Here is a 15,712-nt window from a genome sequence, read left to right as displayed (position 1 = left end):
TGATCGCTCCTCCCGGTCTGGTACCGGCGGAACGGCCCACCAGACGGCCCCCGCGCCGCGCAACCCCGTCACGAGACGGCCGAGCAGGGCGAGGAGGCCGGGAAACGGGCGGGTACGACTGGTCGCCATGAAGCCGGTGCCTCCTTCAGTGCTGGCAGATCTGCAGCCGGCTGTGATCGCCTATGACCACCTGATTGGTCCCGCAGGCGGGCGACGGCGGCGTGATCACGCTGTCGCGGCCGATCAGCGAGCCGTGCAGGTTCCTGACGCCGTCCACCGTCACGCGCTCCATAAGGATCGAGTAGCCGATCGAGGCGTCCTCGACGCGGCAGTCGGAGCCGATGGAGGTGTACGGGCCCACGAGGCTTCTCGTCACCGTGCTGCCCGCTCCCACGATCAGCGGGCCGACCAGCCGGGAGGCATGCACCACCGCGCCCTCCTCGACCAGCACGCGGCCGACGGTCTCCGACTGGTCGTCCACCTTGCCCAGCACGGCCGGCTCGAGGTCTTCCAGGAACACCCGGTTGCACTCCAGGACGTCCTCCACCCTGCCGGTGTCCTTCCAGTAGCCGCGCAACCGGTGGGACAGGACGGTGTGGCCGGAGTCGAGCAGCCACTGGACGGCATCGGTGATCTCCAGCTCGCCGCGCGCGCTGGGCGCGATGGACCTGACGGCGGTGTGGATCGCGGGCCCGAACAGGTAGAGGCCGACCACCGCCAGATCGCTGCGCGGCTCGCTCGGCTTCTCCACCAGCGCGGTGATCCGGCCATGGGCGTCCACCTCGGCGACACCGTACTGCCGCGGGTCGGGCACCTGCGACAGCAGGATCTGCGCGTCGGCCCCGCTGTCGCGGAAGGCGTCCACGAAGCCGGACAGCGGCTCACGGATGATGTTGTCACCGAGGTACATCAGGAAGCTCTCATCGCCGAGGAAGTCCTTGGCGATCATGACGCAGTGCGCCAGGCCGAGCGGGACGGCCTGGGGGATGAAGGTGATGTCGAGCCCTTGGGCGGAGCCGTCGCCGATGGCGTTCCTGATCTCGTCGCCGCGGGTCCCGACGATGATGCCGACCTTGGTGATCCCCGCCTGCCTGACCGCGTCCAGCACGTGCCGGAGCACCGGCCGGTTGGCCACGGGGACGAGCTGCTTGGCCATGGTGTGGCTGAACGGCCGCAGCCTGGTGCCGGAACCTCCGGCGAGGATGAGAGCCTTCATGGCCTGCTACCTTCCACGAGTGCGTGAGGCACCGCCGGCTCGGCGGCGGCGTAACCGAACGTGCGGGTGATCCGGCCGCCGAAGGCGGCGAGCACGCCCGCGACGGCCAGCGCGATCAGACCCGACCCGGCGTAGTAGACGGGTGCGGGCAAGACCTCGGACAGCCGCGCCGCCTGGCTGCCCAGCCCCATGCCCATGGCGCTGAACAACCACCACAGACCGATCAGCTGGCCCCGGTAGGCGGGCGGTGCGGCGTCGGATGCCGTGCTGATCCCCACCGGTCCGATGGCGAGCTCCCCGCAGGCGTGCAGGAAGAAGACCGACAGCAGCCACAGCGGCGAGACCGCGCCCTGACCGGCGGCAGCGGCGGCTGCCGCCATCAGCACGAAGCTGGCTCCGGTGCAGAACATGCCGAGCACGAACTTGCCGCGGACACCGAAGCGGGTGCCCATGCGCAGCCACACCAGCGCGAACACGGGGGCGACCACGAGCACGAACAGCGGGGTCGCCGACTGCAGCCAGCTCGCGGGGAAGACGAAGCCGAAGAGCGAACGGTCGGTGTGGCGCTCGGCGAAGATGTTCAGCAGCGAGCCCGACTGGCCGACCAGCATCCAGAACAGCGCCGCCGGCAGGAAGAGCCAGAGGATGGCGCCCAGCCGCCGCCGGTCGCCCCGGTCGAAGTCCGGACTGCGATACAGCCGCGCGAAGGCCACCGGGGCCGCGAGCACGATCACCAACCCGAGCGGGATGATCACGTGCTCGGGCGTGAACGCGCCCGCCGCCACATCCGCGGTCAGCAGCACCGCCACCGGGATCAGGACGAGAGCGGCCGCCCTGAACGCCCGCCGCCGCTCGTCGAAGGTGGCCGGCCGCACGGGCTCGGCGCCGATCTCGCCGAAGTACCGGCGGCCCCTGGCGAACCGAACGACGCCGAAGGCCATCCCCACGGCGGCCGCGCCGAAGCCGAGATGCCAATCGATCGTCTCGCCGAGGAAGCCCGTGACCAGCGGCGCGGCGAGGGCGCTGACCTGGATGCTCATGTAGAAGACGGAGATGGCCGCCTCGCGCTGGACGGCCTGGTCCTTGCGGTAGAAGCGGCTCAGCAGCGAGGTCAGATTCGGCTTGAGCAGCCCCGTGCCCGCCGCGATCAGCACCAGCCCCGCAGCGGTGAGCGCCGTCGTGGGCAGGGCCATGACCAGGTGCCCGGCCGTGATGACCACGCCGCCCCACAAGATGGCGCGCCGCTCGCCGAGCAGCCTGTCGCCCACCCAGCCGCCCGGCAGGGCGAGCACGAACATGCCGCCGAAGTAGACGCCGAACAGCGCCGCAGCCGTCGCCATGGGCAGCCCGAGGCCGCCCCGCTCCGGCGGGGCGACGGCGTACAGCACGAGGATCGCCTGCATCCCGTAGAAGCTGAAGCGCTCCCACATGTCGGTCATGAAGAGCGTGGTGAACCAGCCGCGACGGCCGAGGAGCGTGCGCAGCGTCATCATCGGGCTCCTTGCACGGCGGCCGGGACGCGGACGAACAGCCGTGCCAGAGCGTCGCCGAGCTCGCGCTCAGGCATCGCCGGCAGGCTACCGGCGCACCAGGCGACGAAGCCGTCGGGCCTGACCAGCACGGCGCCGGACGGGCCGACGCCATGGCGCTCGCACCAGGCGTCCACGGGCGCGGTGGCCGCAGTGATGACATGGACGTCGAGACGCACGCCGAGCCGGTCGGCGGCCTCGGCCGCGGCGGCCCGCCATGGCTCACCGGCCGGGCCGGTGACCAGGACGGGGTGACGGCCGTACAGGTCGAGCGTGGAGCGCGTGACGCCGTCGAGGACGAGGGGAACGTGCGGGGCGCGGGCCCCCGCCAGGCCGGAGCCGGCGGGATACCGGTAGCCGAAGATCAGCTCTTCGTCGCCGCGGATCGCCGGATCGGGCTCCGACGGCCGCTCGTCCATCAGGCGGGGGCGATCGCGGTGCCGCAGGACGGCCTGCTCGACCGTCAGCTCCGCCACAGGACGCCGCTCCAGGTCGTAGGTGTCCAGCAGCCCCGCGCCGGCCTCGCCGCGGAGCACCGCGGCGAGCTTCCACGCCAGGTTGTGCGCGTCCTGCACGCCGGTGTTGGCGCCGAAGGCCCCCGTGGGAGGCATGACGTGCGCCGCGTCGCCCACCAGGAAGACGGGTCCGGCGCCGAACCTGTCGGCGACCTGCGCGGCCGGCCGCCACGGGAGCACGGAGGTGATGCGCACGTCGAGGCCGGGCACACCGGCCGCGGTGCGCACCAGCTCGATGCAACGCTCCGGCGTGAAGGCGCTCTCGTCCTCCTGGCCGGTGGCGACGTGCAGCATCCACTTGTCCCGGTTGTTGACGGGAAGGAGCGCGCACCGGGCGGGCCCGCCCGTCACGTAGCAGAGGATGAACCGCCGCGCGCCGAGCTGCTCGCTCAGATCGGCCTCGAAGGCGATGTTCACGAAGCTCCCGAGCGTCCCCTCGCCGTGGACACCGATGCCGAGCATGGAACGGATCCCGCTGCCAGGGCCGTCGGCGGCGGCCAGATAACGAGCCTCGATCCGGTACTCCCGCCCCGAGGCGGCCTCGCGCACGGTGGCCGTGACCCCGGCGGGACCCGTCTCCAGGCCTACCAGCTCCGTGCCCAGGCGGATGTCGGCGCCCAGGGCGGTCGCGCGCTCATGCAGCATCGGCTCCAGCTCGTGCTGGTGGCACATGCACCATCCGGTGGGGCTGAGCTCGCCCAGGTCGGTGACGTGGTCCATGAAGTACTGGCGCAGCGCGCCGAGCTCCCGCCCGGCCAGGCTCTCGACCGCGATGACGCCCTTGTTGCGAGCCAGCACGCGGCCGGACTCGGACGACCGTATCCGCTCCTCCAGGCCCAGCCCGCGCAGCAGCTCCATGGTGCGCGGGTTCAGTCCGCGGGCTCGCGGATGCGGGCTGAGCGTCGTCTGGCGCTCGACCAGCGTCGTACGCACACCGTGCCACGACAGGAAGGCGGCCAGCGACAGGCCCGCCATCCCGCCGCCCACGATGAGGACGGGTGTTGAGTTCTCGGCGACCATGCGGCCGATGCTGTCCCGGCGAGCTTGAGGACCGCTCAAGGGCCGCTCCACCGTTTCTGGACGGGCTTCGCCTAGCGTCGCCCGGCATGACGAACGACAAGCCGCCGACGATCGTCGTCGGAGCCGGTCCCGTGGGCCTGACCATGGCGCTGGCCCTGACCAGGCAGGGGGCGGACTGCCGCGTGGTGGACCGGGAGCCGGAGAGGAACATCGGCACCGGATGCCACGTGCTGTGGCCGCGGACCCTCGAGTCGCTGGAGGCCGCCGGCCTGCCCGTGACCGATCTCGTGGCCAAGGGCGTGATCCTGGAACGCAAGACGTTCCACCTGGGGCGGGAGTCCTTCTCCCACGGCCTGGCCGACCCGTACAGCCTGTGGCCGCTGCCGCTGTCGGTGCCGCAGCGGATCCTTGAGCAGGCGCTGACCGAGGCCTTGGCGGCGCGGGGCGTGACCGTTGAGCGCGGCGCCGAGGTGACCGGCGCGTCACCCGGCGACCGGGAAGTGCGACTCACGGTACGCCGCGAAGACCGTCAGGAGGAGATCCCGGCCGCTTACGCCGTGTTCGCCACGGGAGGCGCGCAGGGGCCAGGCTCGCAGGCCCGCCGGCGTGCCACGCCGCTGCCACCCGCCGCCGTGGCCCACGTGGACGTACGGCTGCCCGCGAGGCCGGGCTTCGACGACGCCACCGAGCACATCTTCCTCGGCGCCGGCGCCAGCGTCGGTCTCGTACCGCTGCCCGGCGGGCGGCACCGGTTGTTCGTCTCGATCGCCGGTGCGTCCCCTGTCACGGCGCCTCCGCCGACCTGGCGGGATCTGAGCGACCGGGTACGGGACCTGGCGGGCCTGCACGACGGCGTCGAAGGCCTCGGCGCGGGCTGGTGGTTCATTCCCCGCCACTGCATCGCCGAGCGGTTCGGCTCCGGGCGCTGCTTCCTCCTGGGCGAGGCCGCCTCGGCGGTGCCCATGCCGGTCCACGGCCTGAACATCGGCATCCAGGACGCCGCCAACCTGGCCTGGAAGCTCGCGAGCGTGCTGCGCGGGGAGTCGGGGCCCTGGCTGCTCGACACCTACTCCGCCGAGCGGCGCGCCGTGGCCGAGAAGGCGGCCGAGTCCGCCGCGCGCATCCTCGCCTACGGCACGGCGGCCGATCCCGGAGCCACGCACCGTGAGCGGATACGCCGGAGCCGCCACGACGTCAAAACCGAACAACCGATCAGGTACGCGGCGGGAGCGCTGCATCGCGACGCGATCGGCGGCGAGGGCGTCACGGCCGGCGAGCACCTGGCCGAATGCCCCGTCACCACGGCTGCGGGGACCCCCACGACCCTGCTCCGCAGCATGTCCACGGGTCAAGCCTGGACGTTGCTGATCGTGACGGGCCCGCGGCCGTCCCGGACGCTCGCGGCCGGCGTCGCCGCCGCCCGCTCGATCGCTGCGGGGGAGCGCGGCGTACGCGTGCGCGTGGTCCACGGCCACGACGGCGCCGCGCCCGGCCCTGACGACCTGCTCGACCCCGACGGCACGGCTCACCGGACGCTGGGGGCCGCCGAGCCCTCCGTCTACCTCGTACGCCCCGACGGATTCATCGGCTATCGCGGCTCACTCGAGGACCTGAACGGCCTTCGCGCATACACTCAAGCCGTGATCAGTTCTCGCTCAGCCGTACCGGCCCCGGCAGGGGAGCCCTTATGAGCCCGCGTGCACGCGGACCGTGGCCGGGCGCCGCGGTCGCGTTCAAGATCTGGCCGTGGAAGGCCGCGACGGTGACCGGCCTCCTGGTAGGAGGCGCCTGGTTCGCGCTGGCGGCGTCCGGCGGTGACATCAAGGCCATCACCATCGCCAGCCCCGCCTCACTCGGCCTGGTGGCCTTCTTCCTCATCGGCGCCATGACCGCCCTGGCCGCCAAGCCCGGCATGGCGGGCAGCGTGCCGGGAACGGCCGACGAGCAGGCGTGGGCGCGGCGGCACCCCTGGGCCTTCGCGCTGTGGCCGGCGCTCGGCACCGCGGTGACGGTGTTCATCGTCCGGCGGACGCTCGCGCTGTGGAATCTCGAGGAGAGCGTGCTGAGCACCGCGTTCGACGGGCTCGGGCGCGGTGCCGCCGTGCTCGTCTGCGCGGCCCTGTTCGGCATGGCGGTGGCCCGCCGGTCCTAGCGGGTGAGGGCGGCCGTGAGGAGCGGCCTTCGAGCACACTTCAAGTAACCGCACCCAGGCTGCTGGTGTGCGTAACAACCGAACCGCCATCGCCGGCCTCCTGACGCTGAGCCTGGCGCTGGCCGTCCCCCACGTTCCCGCCCAGGCCGCCTCCGCAGACCAGCCCGCACGTCTGTCCGGAGCCGACCCCTTCGCGGATTGCACCGCCGACGACACGCCAGGAGAGACCTACACCCCCGGCACCGAGTCGGAACCGACCATCGCGGTCCATCCGAAGAACCCGCGCGTCATGGCGGTCGCCTGGCGGCAGGACCTGTGGGCCACGGGCAGCTCACGGGGCATCGTCGTCGCCTCCACCAAGAACGGCGGCGCCACCTGGTCGACGAGGGTCCTGCCCGGGGTCTCCGCGTGTTCCGGCGGCGAGGGCAGGGTCACCAATCCCTGGATCCACTTCGCCGCCGACGGCACCCTGCACGCCAGCGTGACCGTCTTCGGCGGCGACCGCACCATCATCGCCGCCGGCAGATCAGCCGACGGGGGGCTCACCTGGAGCGCCCCCATCGAGCTCGCCGGCGACCCGATGCCGCGCTTCTTCGCCGACAAGCAGACCATCACCAGCGATCCGCGCGCCCCGCGCCGGCTGTACATGGTGTGGAACCGGCGCGACCGGGAGCAGGACGTCCACGACCTGATGTTCGCCCAGAGCGGCGACGGCGGCAGGACCTGGTCGCCGGCCAGATCCATCTACCGGCCGGCGACTCAGGGAGCGGGCACCATCGGCAGCCAGCTCGCGGTGCTTCCCGACGGCGGGCTCGCCGTGGTGTTCGTGGAGAACGACCACCCGATCGGCGGCGCCCCCTGGCCGCCCGACATCCCCGAACAGGTCCGGGCCATACGCTCCGACGATCGCGGGGCGACCTGGTCGGACCCGGTGACCATCGCCGGCTACACCGCCGCCCAGCCGCTGCTCCCCGACACCCCCTGGGTTCCCCTGATCGCCCCGGGCACCGTGGCGGACATCGCCGTGGACCAGCGCAGCGGCGGCCTGTACGCGGTATGGGCCGACGCCACCCTGTCGACCAGCCTCAGCGCCATCGCCCTGTCGTACTCCGCCGACGGCGGCCGCACCTGGAGCGCCCCCAGGAAGATCAACCTCACGCCCGACTCGCCCGCCTTCGGCGCCGGGCAGGCGTTCCTCCCGCAAGTGGAGGTGGCCGGCGACGGCACCGTGGGCGTCAGCTACCACGACTTCCGCGGCAACGCCGCCGACCCTGAGGCCACGACGGACATCTGGCTGGCCACCTGCAAGGGCAAGCGGTGCTCCGCTCCGGGGGCCGCCTGGCGGGAACGCCATCTCGCCGGTCCGTTCGACATCAACCGCGCGCCCCACTGGTTCGGCGGACCGTACGTCGGCTCGTACATCCCGCTCGCCCACACGCGCTCGGGCTTCACCCTCGCGCCCGTCATGACGAGCGCCGACGCCGGCGACGCCACCGACGTCTACTTCGTGTCATCGAGTCTCGAACGGGTCACGAGCGCCGCTGCCGAGACTTCCCCTGCCGACATCACCACCCGATGAGATGAGGTGTCATGCTCGCGAAGATGCTGACCCGGTCAGGCCACCGGCTCCTCGGCGACCAGCCGCCAGACGGCAGAAAGTACTGGGCGGCCCGCTTCTGGGATCGCGACCTGGCCGAGCGGGATCCGGTACTCGGCGACCACTACCGCGCGCAGAAGGCCGACCTGGCGGCGGTCATCGAGAAATACGCCGCGCACACCAGCCGCGTGATCGAGTTCGCCTGCGGCACCGGTGAGTTCACCGGCATGGCCGCCGGACTGACCGCCGCGGAGGAGATCGTCGCGCTCGACATCTCCGAGCAGGGCCTGCAAAGGACCGCCGCCCGGGTCAAGCACCCCGGGCTGCGCCTGGTGCACGGCGACTTCTGGGGCGAGCACGACCTGGGCACGGCGGAGACGGTGATGTGCGTCGACGCCATCCACCACCTGGGCGACCCCGGACAGGTCATGACCCGGATGAAGTCGTTCGTCCGCCCCGGCGGCACCTTCATCGGCAACCTGTGGACGCTGGACAACTTCCACGAGTTCCAGCGGCAGCGCTATGGCGCGCTGCTGCACCTCGGACGCTCCGCGCTGTTCCTGGGCGGCGCGCTGGCGATCAAGGTGTCCGGCGGCCGGGTGCGCAGCGCCTCCTACCGCACGAGGCTCCTGCAGGCCCGCGAGATCCCGCCGCTGCTGGACAGCGTCTTCGACGAGGTGCTGCACCTCCATGAGGACCGCTACTTCGTCAGCTTCGCCTGCCGCGTCGCCGGATGACGGGCGTGCGCCTCTACCTTCTGCCGGTCGCCGAGGTCGCCGCCACGGGCGCGCCGGTCCCCGTCTACCTGATCAGGACGGACGACGGTGCGGACATCCTGGTCGACACCGGCCCGCCCCGCCAGTGGGCCGGCGAGGACGGCCGGCCGACCAGGGCCGAGCCCGGCCAGGACGTGGTGAGCGTCCTGCGCCTGCTGGGACTGCGGCCCCACGACATCGACTACGTCATCTGCACGCACTTCGACCCCGACCACGCGGGCAATCACGACGTGTTCGACTGCGCCGAGTTCCTGGTGCAGCGCGACCACGACGAAGCGGCCCGCGCGGGGGACGTGCCCAGGCTGCGGCTGTGCCGGCCGAGCTGGGACAGTCCGGGCCTGCGCTACCGGCTGCTCGACGGCGACACGGAGGTCGTGCCCGGCGTCACGGTCGTGGAGTCGAGCGGCCACGTCACAGGGCACCAGTCGGTGCTGGTACGGCTGCCCGGCTCCGGGCCGGTGCTGCTGGCCGCCGACGCGATCCCCGAACAGGCCGCCGGCGCCGCGGCCACCAGGCCCATCTACCCCTTCGATCTGGACGAGCGGGCGACCCGCGACTCCACGGCCAAGCTGATGAAGCTGGCCGAGGCCGAGCGGGCCCAGGTGATCTTCGGCCATGACGCCCGCCAGTGGCGCGCCCTGGAGATCTGGCCCCGCTACCTGGGCTAGCCGCCCTCCCCCGACATGAGGAAGGTCATCCATGCGCGTTCTGCTGACGGGCGGAGCCGGGTTCATCGGCACCCACGTCCTCGCGGCCCTGCACGCCGACGGGCACGACGTACGGGTGGTGGACGGGCTGCTGCCCAACGTCCACCGCGTGCCTCCGCCGAGGCCCGCCTGCGACGAGTTCATCCACGGTGATCTGCGCGACCCCGAGGTGGCGGCGGCCGCCCTGCGCGATGTGGACGTGGTCTGCCATCAGGCCGCGCTGGTCGGGCGGGGCAAGGAGATCCTCGAGGCGCCCGAGTACGCGGGGTGCAACGATCTGGCGACCGCGGTCCTGCTGGCCGCCATGGCGCGGGCGGGCGTACGCAGGCTCGTCCACGCCAGCTCCGTGGTCGTCTACGGGGAGAACCGCTACCGCTGCCCGCGTGACGGCACGGTCACGCCGGGGCCGCGCAGCGTCGCCGACCTCGACGCCGGCCGCTTCGAGCCCCCGTGTCCCCGCTGCGGCGGGACCATCGAGCTCATCCCCTCCGACGAGGACACGGCGCCCGACCCGCGCAACGTCTACGGCGCCACCAAGCTGGCCCAAGAGCATCTCGTCTCGGCCTGGGCCAGAGAGGTGGGCGGGATCGCGGTGTCCCTGCGCTACCACAACGTCTACGGCCCGGGGATGCCACTGGAGTCGGCGTACTCCGGCGTGGCCTCGACGTTCAGGTCGGCGATCGAGAAGGGACAGGCGCCGCGCGTCTTCGAGGACGGCGGACCGCGGCGCGACTTCGTGCACGTCGAGGACGTGGCGGCGGCCAACCTGGCCGCGCTCCATCACGACAGGCGGGGCATGCGGGTCTACAACGTCGCCACCGGCGAGCCGCGCCCCATCATCGACCTGGCCGCCGCGCTGAGCGCCGCCGCGGGGACTCCCGCCCCCGTCATCACGGGCGAGTACCGGCTCGGCGATGCCCGGCACATCGTGGCGACGCCCGAGCGGATCAAGCGTGAGCTCGGCTGGAGCCCGCGAACCGATTTCGAGACCGGCGTGAAAGCGTTCGCCGCCCAGCCCATGCGCGGGTGAGGAACCGATCGCCGGGAGAACCCACGATTGGTGGCAAACCCGATGCGCGTGTTGTTCGTAACCGTTCCCTGGCCCACGCACTTCCACGCCATGGTCCCCCTGGCCTGGGCCTTCCGCGCGGCCGGCCACGAGGTGCGGGTCGCCAGCGGGCCGGCGCTGGGCCCGGCCATCGCCGAGGCCGGGCTGCCCGCCGTGATCCTCGGCTCCGACTTCGCGTTCGTGCCGCTCTTCCGCGCGGAGGCGGAGACGCTGTACGAGGTGGACTGGAGCGCGATCTCGCAGGAGGAGGTCGCCGAGCGGACCATGAGGATGCTGGACATCTTCGCCCGCATCTCCGACGTGATGCTCGACGACCTGGTGGCCTTCGCCACGTCGTGGCGGCCCGACCTCATCGTCTACGAGCCGACCATGGTCGCCGCGCCCATCGCGGCGACGGTGCTCGGAGTGCCGAAGATCAGGCACCTGTGGGGGCCGGACATCACCTACAGCGCCGACGCGCTTCAAGGCAAGGTCATCGGCGGAATGCTCGCGCGGTACGGCCTGACCGACCTGAAGACGCTGGGGGATCTGACCGTCGATCCCGGCCCGCTCGGCATGCAGGTCAGCGTGTCCTACGACCGCCAGCCGATGCGATACGTCCCCTACAACGGCCCCGGTGAGATGCCCCGCTGGCTGACCGAGCCGCCGCGCACCCGGCGCGTGCTCGTGACCTGGGGCACCTCGATGGTCTATCTCGGCGGCGCGAAGGTCTTCCTGCTGCCGCACGCCGTGGCCGCCGTGGCCGAGCTGGGCGTGGAGGTGATCGCTGCGATCACGCACGACCAGCGCGAACTGCTCGGCGAGCTCCCCGAAGGGGTACGGGTGGCCGAGCAGGTCCCGCTGCACATGCTCCTGCCCGGCTGCGACGCCGTCGTGCAGCATGGCGGCAGCGGCACCACCCTGACCGCGACGGCGTGCGGCGTGCCCCAGCTCATCGTCGGCCAATCGCCCGACCAGGTGATCCTGGCCTCCCAGGTGGCGCAGGCCGGATCGGGGCTGATGCTGATCCCGCGCGGCGCGGGACCTCGGGAACTGAAGGGCGAGATCCGGGACATGACCAGGAGGCTGCTGGAAGAGGAGTCCTTCGCCGCCACCGCGGACACGTTGCGCCGGGACCTCGAGTCACAGCCCACACCCGGCCAGGTCGTCTCGATCCTCGAAACTCTCGCGAAGGGATGATGGGCATGCGCGTTCTGTTCGCCACCTGGGCGTGGTCCACGCACTTCTACCCCATGGTGCCGCTGGCCTGGGCCTGCCGGGCCGAAGGTCACGACGTGCGGGTGGCCAGCCAGCCGGAGCTCGCCGCGACCATCCGCGCGACCGGGCTGCCCGCGGTGAGCGTCGGCCGCGACGTCGACGCGGCCGGCCTGTACCGGACCAAGGTCCACCCGATGATGGACTACGGCGCCGACGACGGGCTGACCGCCGGGGAACGCGCCGCCCGCGACAGGGAGCGGCACCTCACCGCGCTGGCGCTGTACGTCGAGATCATGGAGGCGATGGCCGCCGACCTGCTGGAGTTCGCGCGGGCATGGCGGCCCGATGCCGTGGTCTACGACCCGATGACCTGGGCGGCGCCGCTGGCCGCGCAGGAGCTGGGCGTGCCCGCCGTACGCAACCTGTTCGGCCCGGACATCGGCTACTGGTTCCGCCCCGAGGGCGAGGGGGTGCTCGACCCTCTCATGGCGGCGCTCGGCACCCGCGAGCCGAACACGGTCGGCGACCTCACCGTGGATCCGTGCCCGCCCGCCCTGCAGAACGACGCGCCGTTGAACCGCTGCCGCTTCAGGTACGTGCCCTTCAGCGGGCTGAGCGAGGTACCGCCGCGCATGCACGAACAGCCGTCGCGCCCGCGCATCTGCCTCACCTGGGGAACCTCCACCGACCGGCTCACCGGCCGGGAATCGTTCCTGCCCGGGGACGTGACGGGGGCGGTCGCCTCGGTCGGCGCGGAGGCGGACGCGGAGGTCGTCCTCGCGATCACGGCGCGGCAGCGCAGCCTGCTGCCCGAGCTGCCGGACACGGTGCGGGTGATCGAATCCGTGCCCCTCGACGCGCTGCTGCCGACCTGCGACCTCGTCGTGCACCAAGGCGGGGGAGGGACGACGCTCACCGCGGCGAAGTACGGGGTGGCCCAGCTCCACCTGCCCCAGCTTCCGGACCAGATGATCAACTCCCGCCACCTCGCGGCCACGGGAGCCGGCATGCTCCTCCGCTCGGACGAGGCGTCGCCCGACGCGGTGCGCGACTGCGTCCGCCGGCTCTTCGACAAGGGCTCGTCCTATCGCGACGCCGCCGCCGCGCTCGCCGCGGACGTGGCCGCGCAGCCACCGCTGTCCACCGTGGTCGACGAGATCGTCCGCTTGGCCGCCTGACCGCCTGCCCGCTGTGCACGCCCGCGTCCCCGGGCGGCCGCCGCGTCGCCCGCTCGCGACGCGCCGGGGACGACCCAGCGGCGGCCGCCTGGTGAACCCGGCTCAGGACTTCCGCGCGGCGGGCTGCTCCGCCGCCAGCGCGGCCGCGGCCCGCCGTCCCCAGCTCCGGTAGCGCATGCGCCGCGCCCACCCGGGCGCCATGCGCGCGACCGAAGCCCGGATCCGGTAGTCCAGGCCCGGCACGCACAGCGCCTTGCCCTGCGCCACGGCCCTGAGGCCGGCGCGCACCACCTGGGCGGGTTCCATGACCCGCCCGAACCGGCGCGAGCCCTTCCCCATCCCCGAGCCCACGGCACCGGGACACAGCGCGGTCACGGCGACGCCGAGCCATTTGACCTCGCCGTGCACGCTCTGACTGAAGGAGATCAGGAACGCCTTCCCCGCGGCGTACGTCGCCCCGCCGGGCGCGGGCTCGAAGGCGCTCGCCGAGGACACGTTGAGCACGCCGCCGCGCCGCCTGCGCACCATGCCCGCCACCGCGGCCCTGGTCAGCCGCATGGTGGCGGTCACGTTCACGGCGATGACCTGCTCCTCGTCCGCCGCCCGCTGGTGGGCCAGGGGAGCGACGCCGTCGAACCTGCCCGCGTTGTTGACCAGCAGGTCGATGGGGCGCTCGGACAGCAGCTCCTCGACCGTGCGCAGGCCGTGGTCGTCCGCGAGGTCCGCCGCGACCACCTCCACGCGTACACCATGGGCGGCGCGGAGCGTGCCGGCGAGCGCGGCCAGCCGCTCCTCCCGCCTCGTGACGAGTATCAGATCGCAGCCTCGGGCGGCGAGCTCGTGGCTGAACGCCTGACCAAGATTCCCGGAAGCCCCGGTGACGAGCGCGGCACGAAATTCACGCATACCGCGGAACCTATCAATGTCCGACACCGAAGTCGACGTCACGGAAAACAATTCGCAGCGTCTTTCGAGCGGTCCTCGAGTTGTGGCTGTCAAATTAAGTCGAGTGCGTTTTCCGGAATGGCGGTGAAACCGTGTTGAGCGTGATTTTGCCCATCTCGCTGCTGGCCGGCGGTCTGGCCGCCGGCGCGCTGTGCCTCTCGGCTCTGGGCGGTGCGCCGATGCTCGTCGCGCTCCCCGTCCACCAGTACGTGAACGTCCACAAGTTCCTGGTCACGCGCTTCGACCCCTTCATGCCCATCTGCCTGCTCGTCGCGCTGCTCGCCGACGCCACCATCGCCGTGCTGGCACCCGGTGACCTCGTGCGCGCCCTGGCGGTGACCGGAGCGCTGCTGTACGCGGGGGTCATCACCGTGTCGCTGACCAAGAACGTCCCCATCAACCGGTGGATCGCCGCCCTGGACCCCGCGGACCTGCCGGCGGACTGGCACAGCGTGGACCCGCGGGCCAGATGGCGCTCCTGGAACATGGTGCGCACCTGCCTGGCCGTCACGGCGCTGGTCGCCGGCGTCTCCATGGTGGGCGTGCTGCTGTGAACGCCGCAGCGCCCGGCGTGCGCGTCCTGGTCTACCACCGCACACCCGAGAGCGGGGAGCTCGCCGAGGCCTACCGGCGGGCGGCGGAACTGCTCGCCGGCACCGACGGGCTGCTCCGCCACGAGCTGCTGCGTTCGCCCGGCGACCGCGAACTCCACGTGCTGGTCATGGACTGGGCCGACCGCGACGCCTTCACCGGCTGGGAACGGGCCCTGCGGCACGCCCATCACCCCTCGCCGCTGCGCCGCTACCAGGACCGCTCGCGCCCCGGCGGCCACTACGAGATTCACCTGCTCGTCTCGCGAGATGGGAGCACCCCATGCGAATCAAGCCCCTGAGCGCCGTGCTCGCGGCGCTCGTGCTGTTCCTCGTCCCCATCGCGGGAGGCGCACCCGCCGCCGCGCAAGGGCGGCCACTGCCGCCGGTCCTGGACGTCCACATCACCCCGGAGGGCTTCACCGTGCCCGGCCCGAACCCCCGGCCGGCGGCCCGCTGACGTTCCGGGTGACCGCGGAGGGCGCGCCAGGATACTGGTGGACGATCTACAAACTGCGCAACGGCGCCACGCTCCAGCAATTCGTCGAATGGATGGCGCAGAGCGCCTCACCGGATCCGGCCATCGCGCTTCCCGCGGTGCGCGCGCTGTATGAGAACGTCGATTACTCGGGCGGCGCGAAAATTCATCCCGGCGACACCGTGGAACTCACCCAGAATATGACGCCCGGCATTTACTATTTCGGCTCCCAAGCCGTGTGGGGAGCGCAGCGGGCGGCGGCCGCACCGGCGGCGGCCCCCTCGCCGTTCGGCTGGCTCGAGGTGACGGGCGAGGTCGCGCCCGCCCGGATGCCCAAGATCGACGGCGTGGTGTCCATGAAACGCCTCCACGACAGGAACATCATGCTCGCGCCCGTGTCCGCGCCCGCGAACGGCCGCCTGCTCGTACGCAACGACACCGACCAGCCGCAGGAGGCGGTGTTCCTCGAACTCGCGCCCGGGGCCACCGACCGGGACATCCAGGAATACTTCGACGCCGAGCTCGAAGGGCGTCCTCTGCCGCCTCGCCCGTTCTACGACTCCGTCGGCGGCATGCTCGCGCTCTCCCCGGGCAAGGAGCTCGTGCTGAAGCCCGGCCTGCCGCCCGGCAGGTACGGCATCTTCTCCTGGCTGCGCGAACCGGAGACGGGCATCGACTCCGCCGCGCTCGGCATGCACAGGGTGATCACCTTGCGCTGAGGCCGGCGCCGCCGAACCCCGCGC

General features: G+C 72.2%; 16 protein-coding genes. 12 read left to right on the top strand and 4 right to left on the bottom strand.

Annotated elements, in window-relative coordinates; all coding sequences use genetic code 11:
- Nucleotides 1–145: 145 nt before the first annotated feature.
- The 3 genes from ACFMQL_RS37255 to ACFMQL_RS37245 are packed head-to-tail and all read right to left on the bottom strand — an operon-like array spanning nt 146 to nt 4,280.
- On the bottom strand, nt 146–1,216 hold the full coding sequence (locus ACFMQL_RS37255; RefSeq protein WP_378789516.1) for a glucose-1-phosphate thymidylyltransferase: 1,071 nt from the start codon (nt 1,214–1,216) through the stop codon (nt 146–148).
- Nucleotides 1,213–2,709, bottom strand: a complete 1,497-nt coding sequence (locus ACFMQL_RS37250) for a peptide MFS transporter (RefSeq protein WP_378789514.1) — start codon at nt 2,707–2,709, stop codon at nt 1,213–1,215. The genes ACFMQL_RS37255 and ACFMQL_RS37250 overlap by 4 nt, the downstream gene beginning before the upstream one ends.
- The gene (locus ACFMQL_RS37245; protein WP_364069409.1) at nt 2,706–4,280 is read right to left on the bottom strand and encodes an FAD-dependent monooxygenase; all 1,575 of its coding nucleotides are present in this window, start codon (nt 4,278–4,280) and stop codon (nt 2,706–2,708) included. The genes ACFMQL_RS37250 and ACFMQL_RS37245 overlap by 4 nt, the downstream gene beginning before the upstream one ends.
- An 86-nt stretch (nt 4,281–4,366) precedes the next feature.
- Here ACFMQL_RS37245 and ACFMQL_RS37240 point away from each other — a divergent pair, with 86 nt between their 5' ends.
- The 8 genes from ACFMQL_RS37240 (at nt 4,367) to ACFMQL_RS37205 (ending at nt 12,956) form a co-directional block, all read left to right on the top strand.
- Nucleotides 4,367–5,971 (top strand): FAD-dependent monooxygenase, encoded by a 1,605-nt coding sequence (locus ACFMQL_RS37240; RefSeq protein ID WP_378789512.1) that lies wholly within the window; start codon nt 4,367–4,369, stop codon nt 5,969–5,971.
- Nucleotides 5,968–6,432, top strand: coding sequence for a hypothetical protein (locus ACFMQL_RS37235; RefSeq protein WP_364069413.1), 465 nt, complete (start codon nt 5,968–5,970; stop codon nt 6,430–6,432). Before ACFMQL_RS37240 ends, ACFMQL_RS37235 begins: the two co-directional genes overlap by 4 nt.
- 67 nt (nt 6,433–6,499) lie before the next feature.
- Entirely contained in the window at nt 6,500–8,011 is a 1,512-nt protein-coding gene (locus ACFMQL_RS37230; protein WP_364069415.1) for a sialidase family protein, read from the top strand.
- 11 nt (nt 8,012–8,022) lie between these two features.
- Nucleotides 8,023–8,766, top strand: coding sequence for a class I SAM-dependent methyltransferase (locus ACFMQL_RS37225; protein ID WP_378789510.1), 744 nt, complete (start codon nt 8,023–8,025; stop codon nt 8,764–8,766).
- 5 nt (nt 8,767–8,771) lie between these two features.
- Nucleotides 8,772–9,473 carry an N-acyl homoserine lactonase family protein gene (locus tag ACFMQL_RS37220; RefSeq protein WP_364069419.1) on the top strand — a complete coding sequence of 234 codons (702 nt, stop codon included), beginning with the start codon at nt 8,772–8,774 and terminating at the stop codon, nt 9,471–9,473.
- A gap of 31 nt (nt 9,474–9,504) precedes the next feature.
- Nucleotides 9,505–10,542 (top strand): NAD-dependent epimerase/dehydratase family protein, encoded by a 1,038-nt coding sequence (locus tag ACFMQL_RS37215; protein WP_378789508.1) that lies wholly within the window; start codon nt 9,505–9,507, stop codon nt 10,540–10,542.
- A gap of 42 nt (nt 10,543–10,584) precedes the next feature.
- Entirely contained in the window at nt 10,585–11,760 is a 1,176-nt protein-coding gene (locus ACFMQL_RS37210; RefSeq protein WP_378789506.1) for a nucleotide disphospho-sugar-binding domain-containing protein, read from the top strand.
- Between the two features lie 5 nt (nt 11,761–11,765).
- A complete protein-coding gene (locus ACFMQL_RS37205) occupies nt 11,766–12,956 on the top strand; it encodes a nucleotide disphospho-sugar-binding domain-containing protein (protein WP_364069425.1) in 1,191 nt (396 codons plus the stop codon).
- A gap of 102 nt (nt 12,957–13,058) precedes the next feature.
- Here ACFMQL_RS37205 and ACFMQL_RS37200 read toward each other — a convergent pair whose 3' ends face one another.
- Entirely contained in the window at nt 13,059–13,862 is an 804-nt protein-coding gene (locus ACFMQL_RS37200) for an SDR family NAD(P)-dependent oxidoreductase (RefSeq protein ID WP_378789504.1), read from the bottom strand.
- A gap of 140 nt (nt 13,863–14,002) precedes the next feature.
- Here ACFMQL_RS37200 and ACFMQL_RS37195 point away from each other — a divergent pair, with 140 nt between their 5' ends.
- Genes ACFMQL_RS37195 through ACFMQL_RS37180 form a run of 4 tightly spaced genes read left to right on the top strand, consistent with a single transcriptional unit; the run spans nt 14,003 to nt 15,688 of the window.
- Nucleotides 14,003–14,455 carry a DUF1772 domain-containing protein gene (locus ACFMQL_RS37195; protein WP_364069429.1) on the top strand — a complete coding sequence of 151 codons (453 nt, stop codon included), beginning with the start codon at nt 14,003–14,005 and terminating at the stop codon, nt 14,453–14,455.
- Nucleotides 14,452–14,793: an antibiotic biosynthesis monooxygenase family protein gene (locus ACFMQL_RS37190; RefSeq protein ID WP_364069431.1), complete on the top strand. Its 342-nt coding sequence runs from the start codon at nt 14,452–14,454 to the stop codon at nt 14,791–14,793. The genes ACFMQL_RS37195 and ACFMQL_RS37190 overlap by 4 nt, the downstream gene beginning before the upstream one ends.
- Entirely contained in the window at nt 14,775–14,951 is a 177-nt protein-coding gene (locus ACFMQL_RS37185) for a hypothetical protein (protein ID WP_378789501.1), read from the top strand. The genes ACFMQL_RS37190 and ACFMQL_RS37185 overlap by 19 nt, the downstream gene beginning before the upstream one ends.
- 8 nt (nt 14,952–14,959) lie before the next feature.
- Entirely contained in the window at nt 14,960–15,688 is a 729-nt protein-coding gene (locus tag ACFMQL_RS37180; protein ID WP_378789499.1) for a hypothetical protein, read from the top strand.
- The last annotated feature ends 24 nt before the right edge of the window (nt 15,689–15,712 follow it).

This window comes from Nonomuraea fastidiosa (genome assembly GCF_042751225.1).
GTDB lineage: Bacteria > Actinomycetota > Actinomycetes > Streptosporangiales > Streptosporangiaceae > Nonomuraea > Nonomuraea fastidiosa.
The sequence above is the reverse complement of the archived record's forward strand: the minus strand, read 5'-3'. Positions and strand labels throughout refer to the sequence as shown.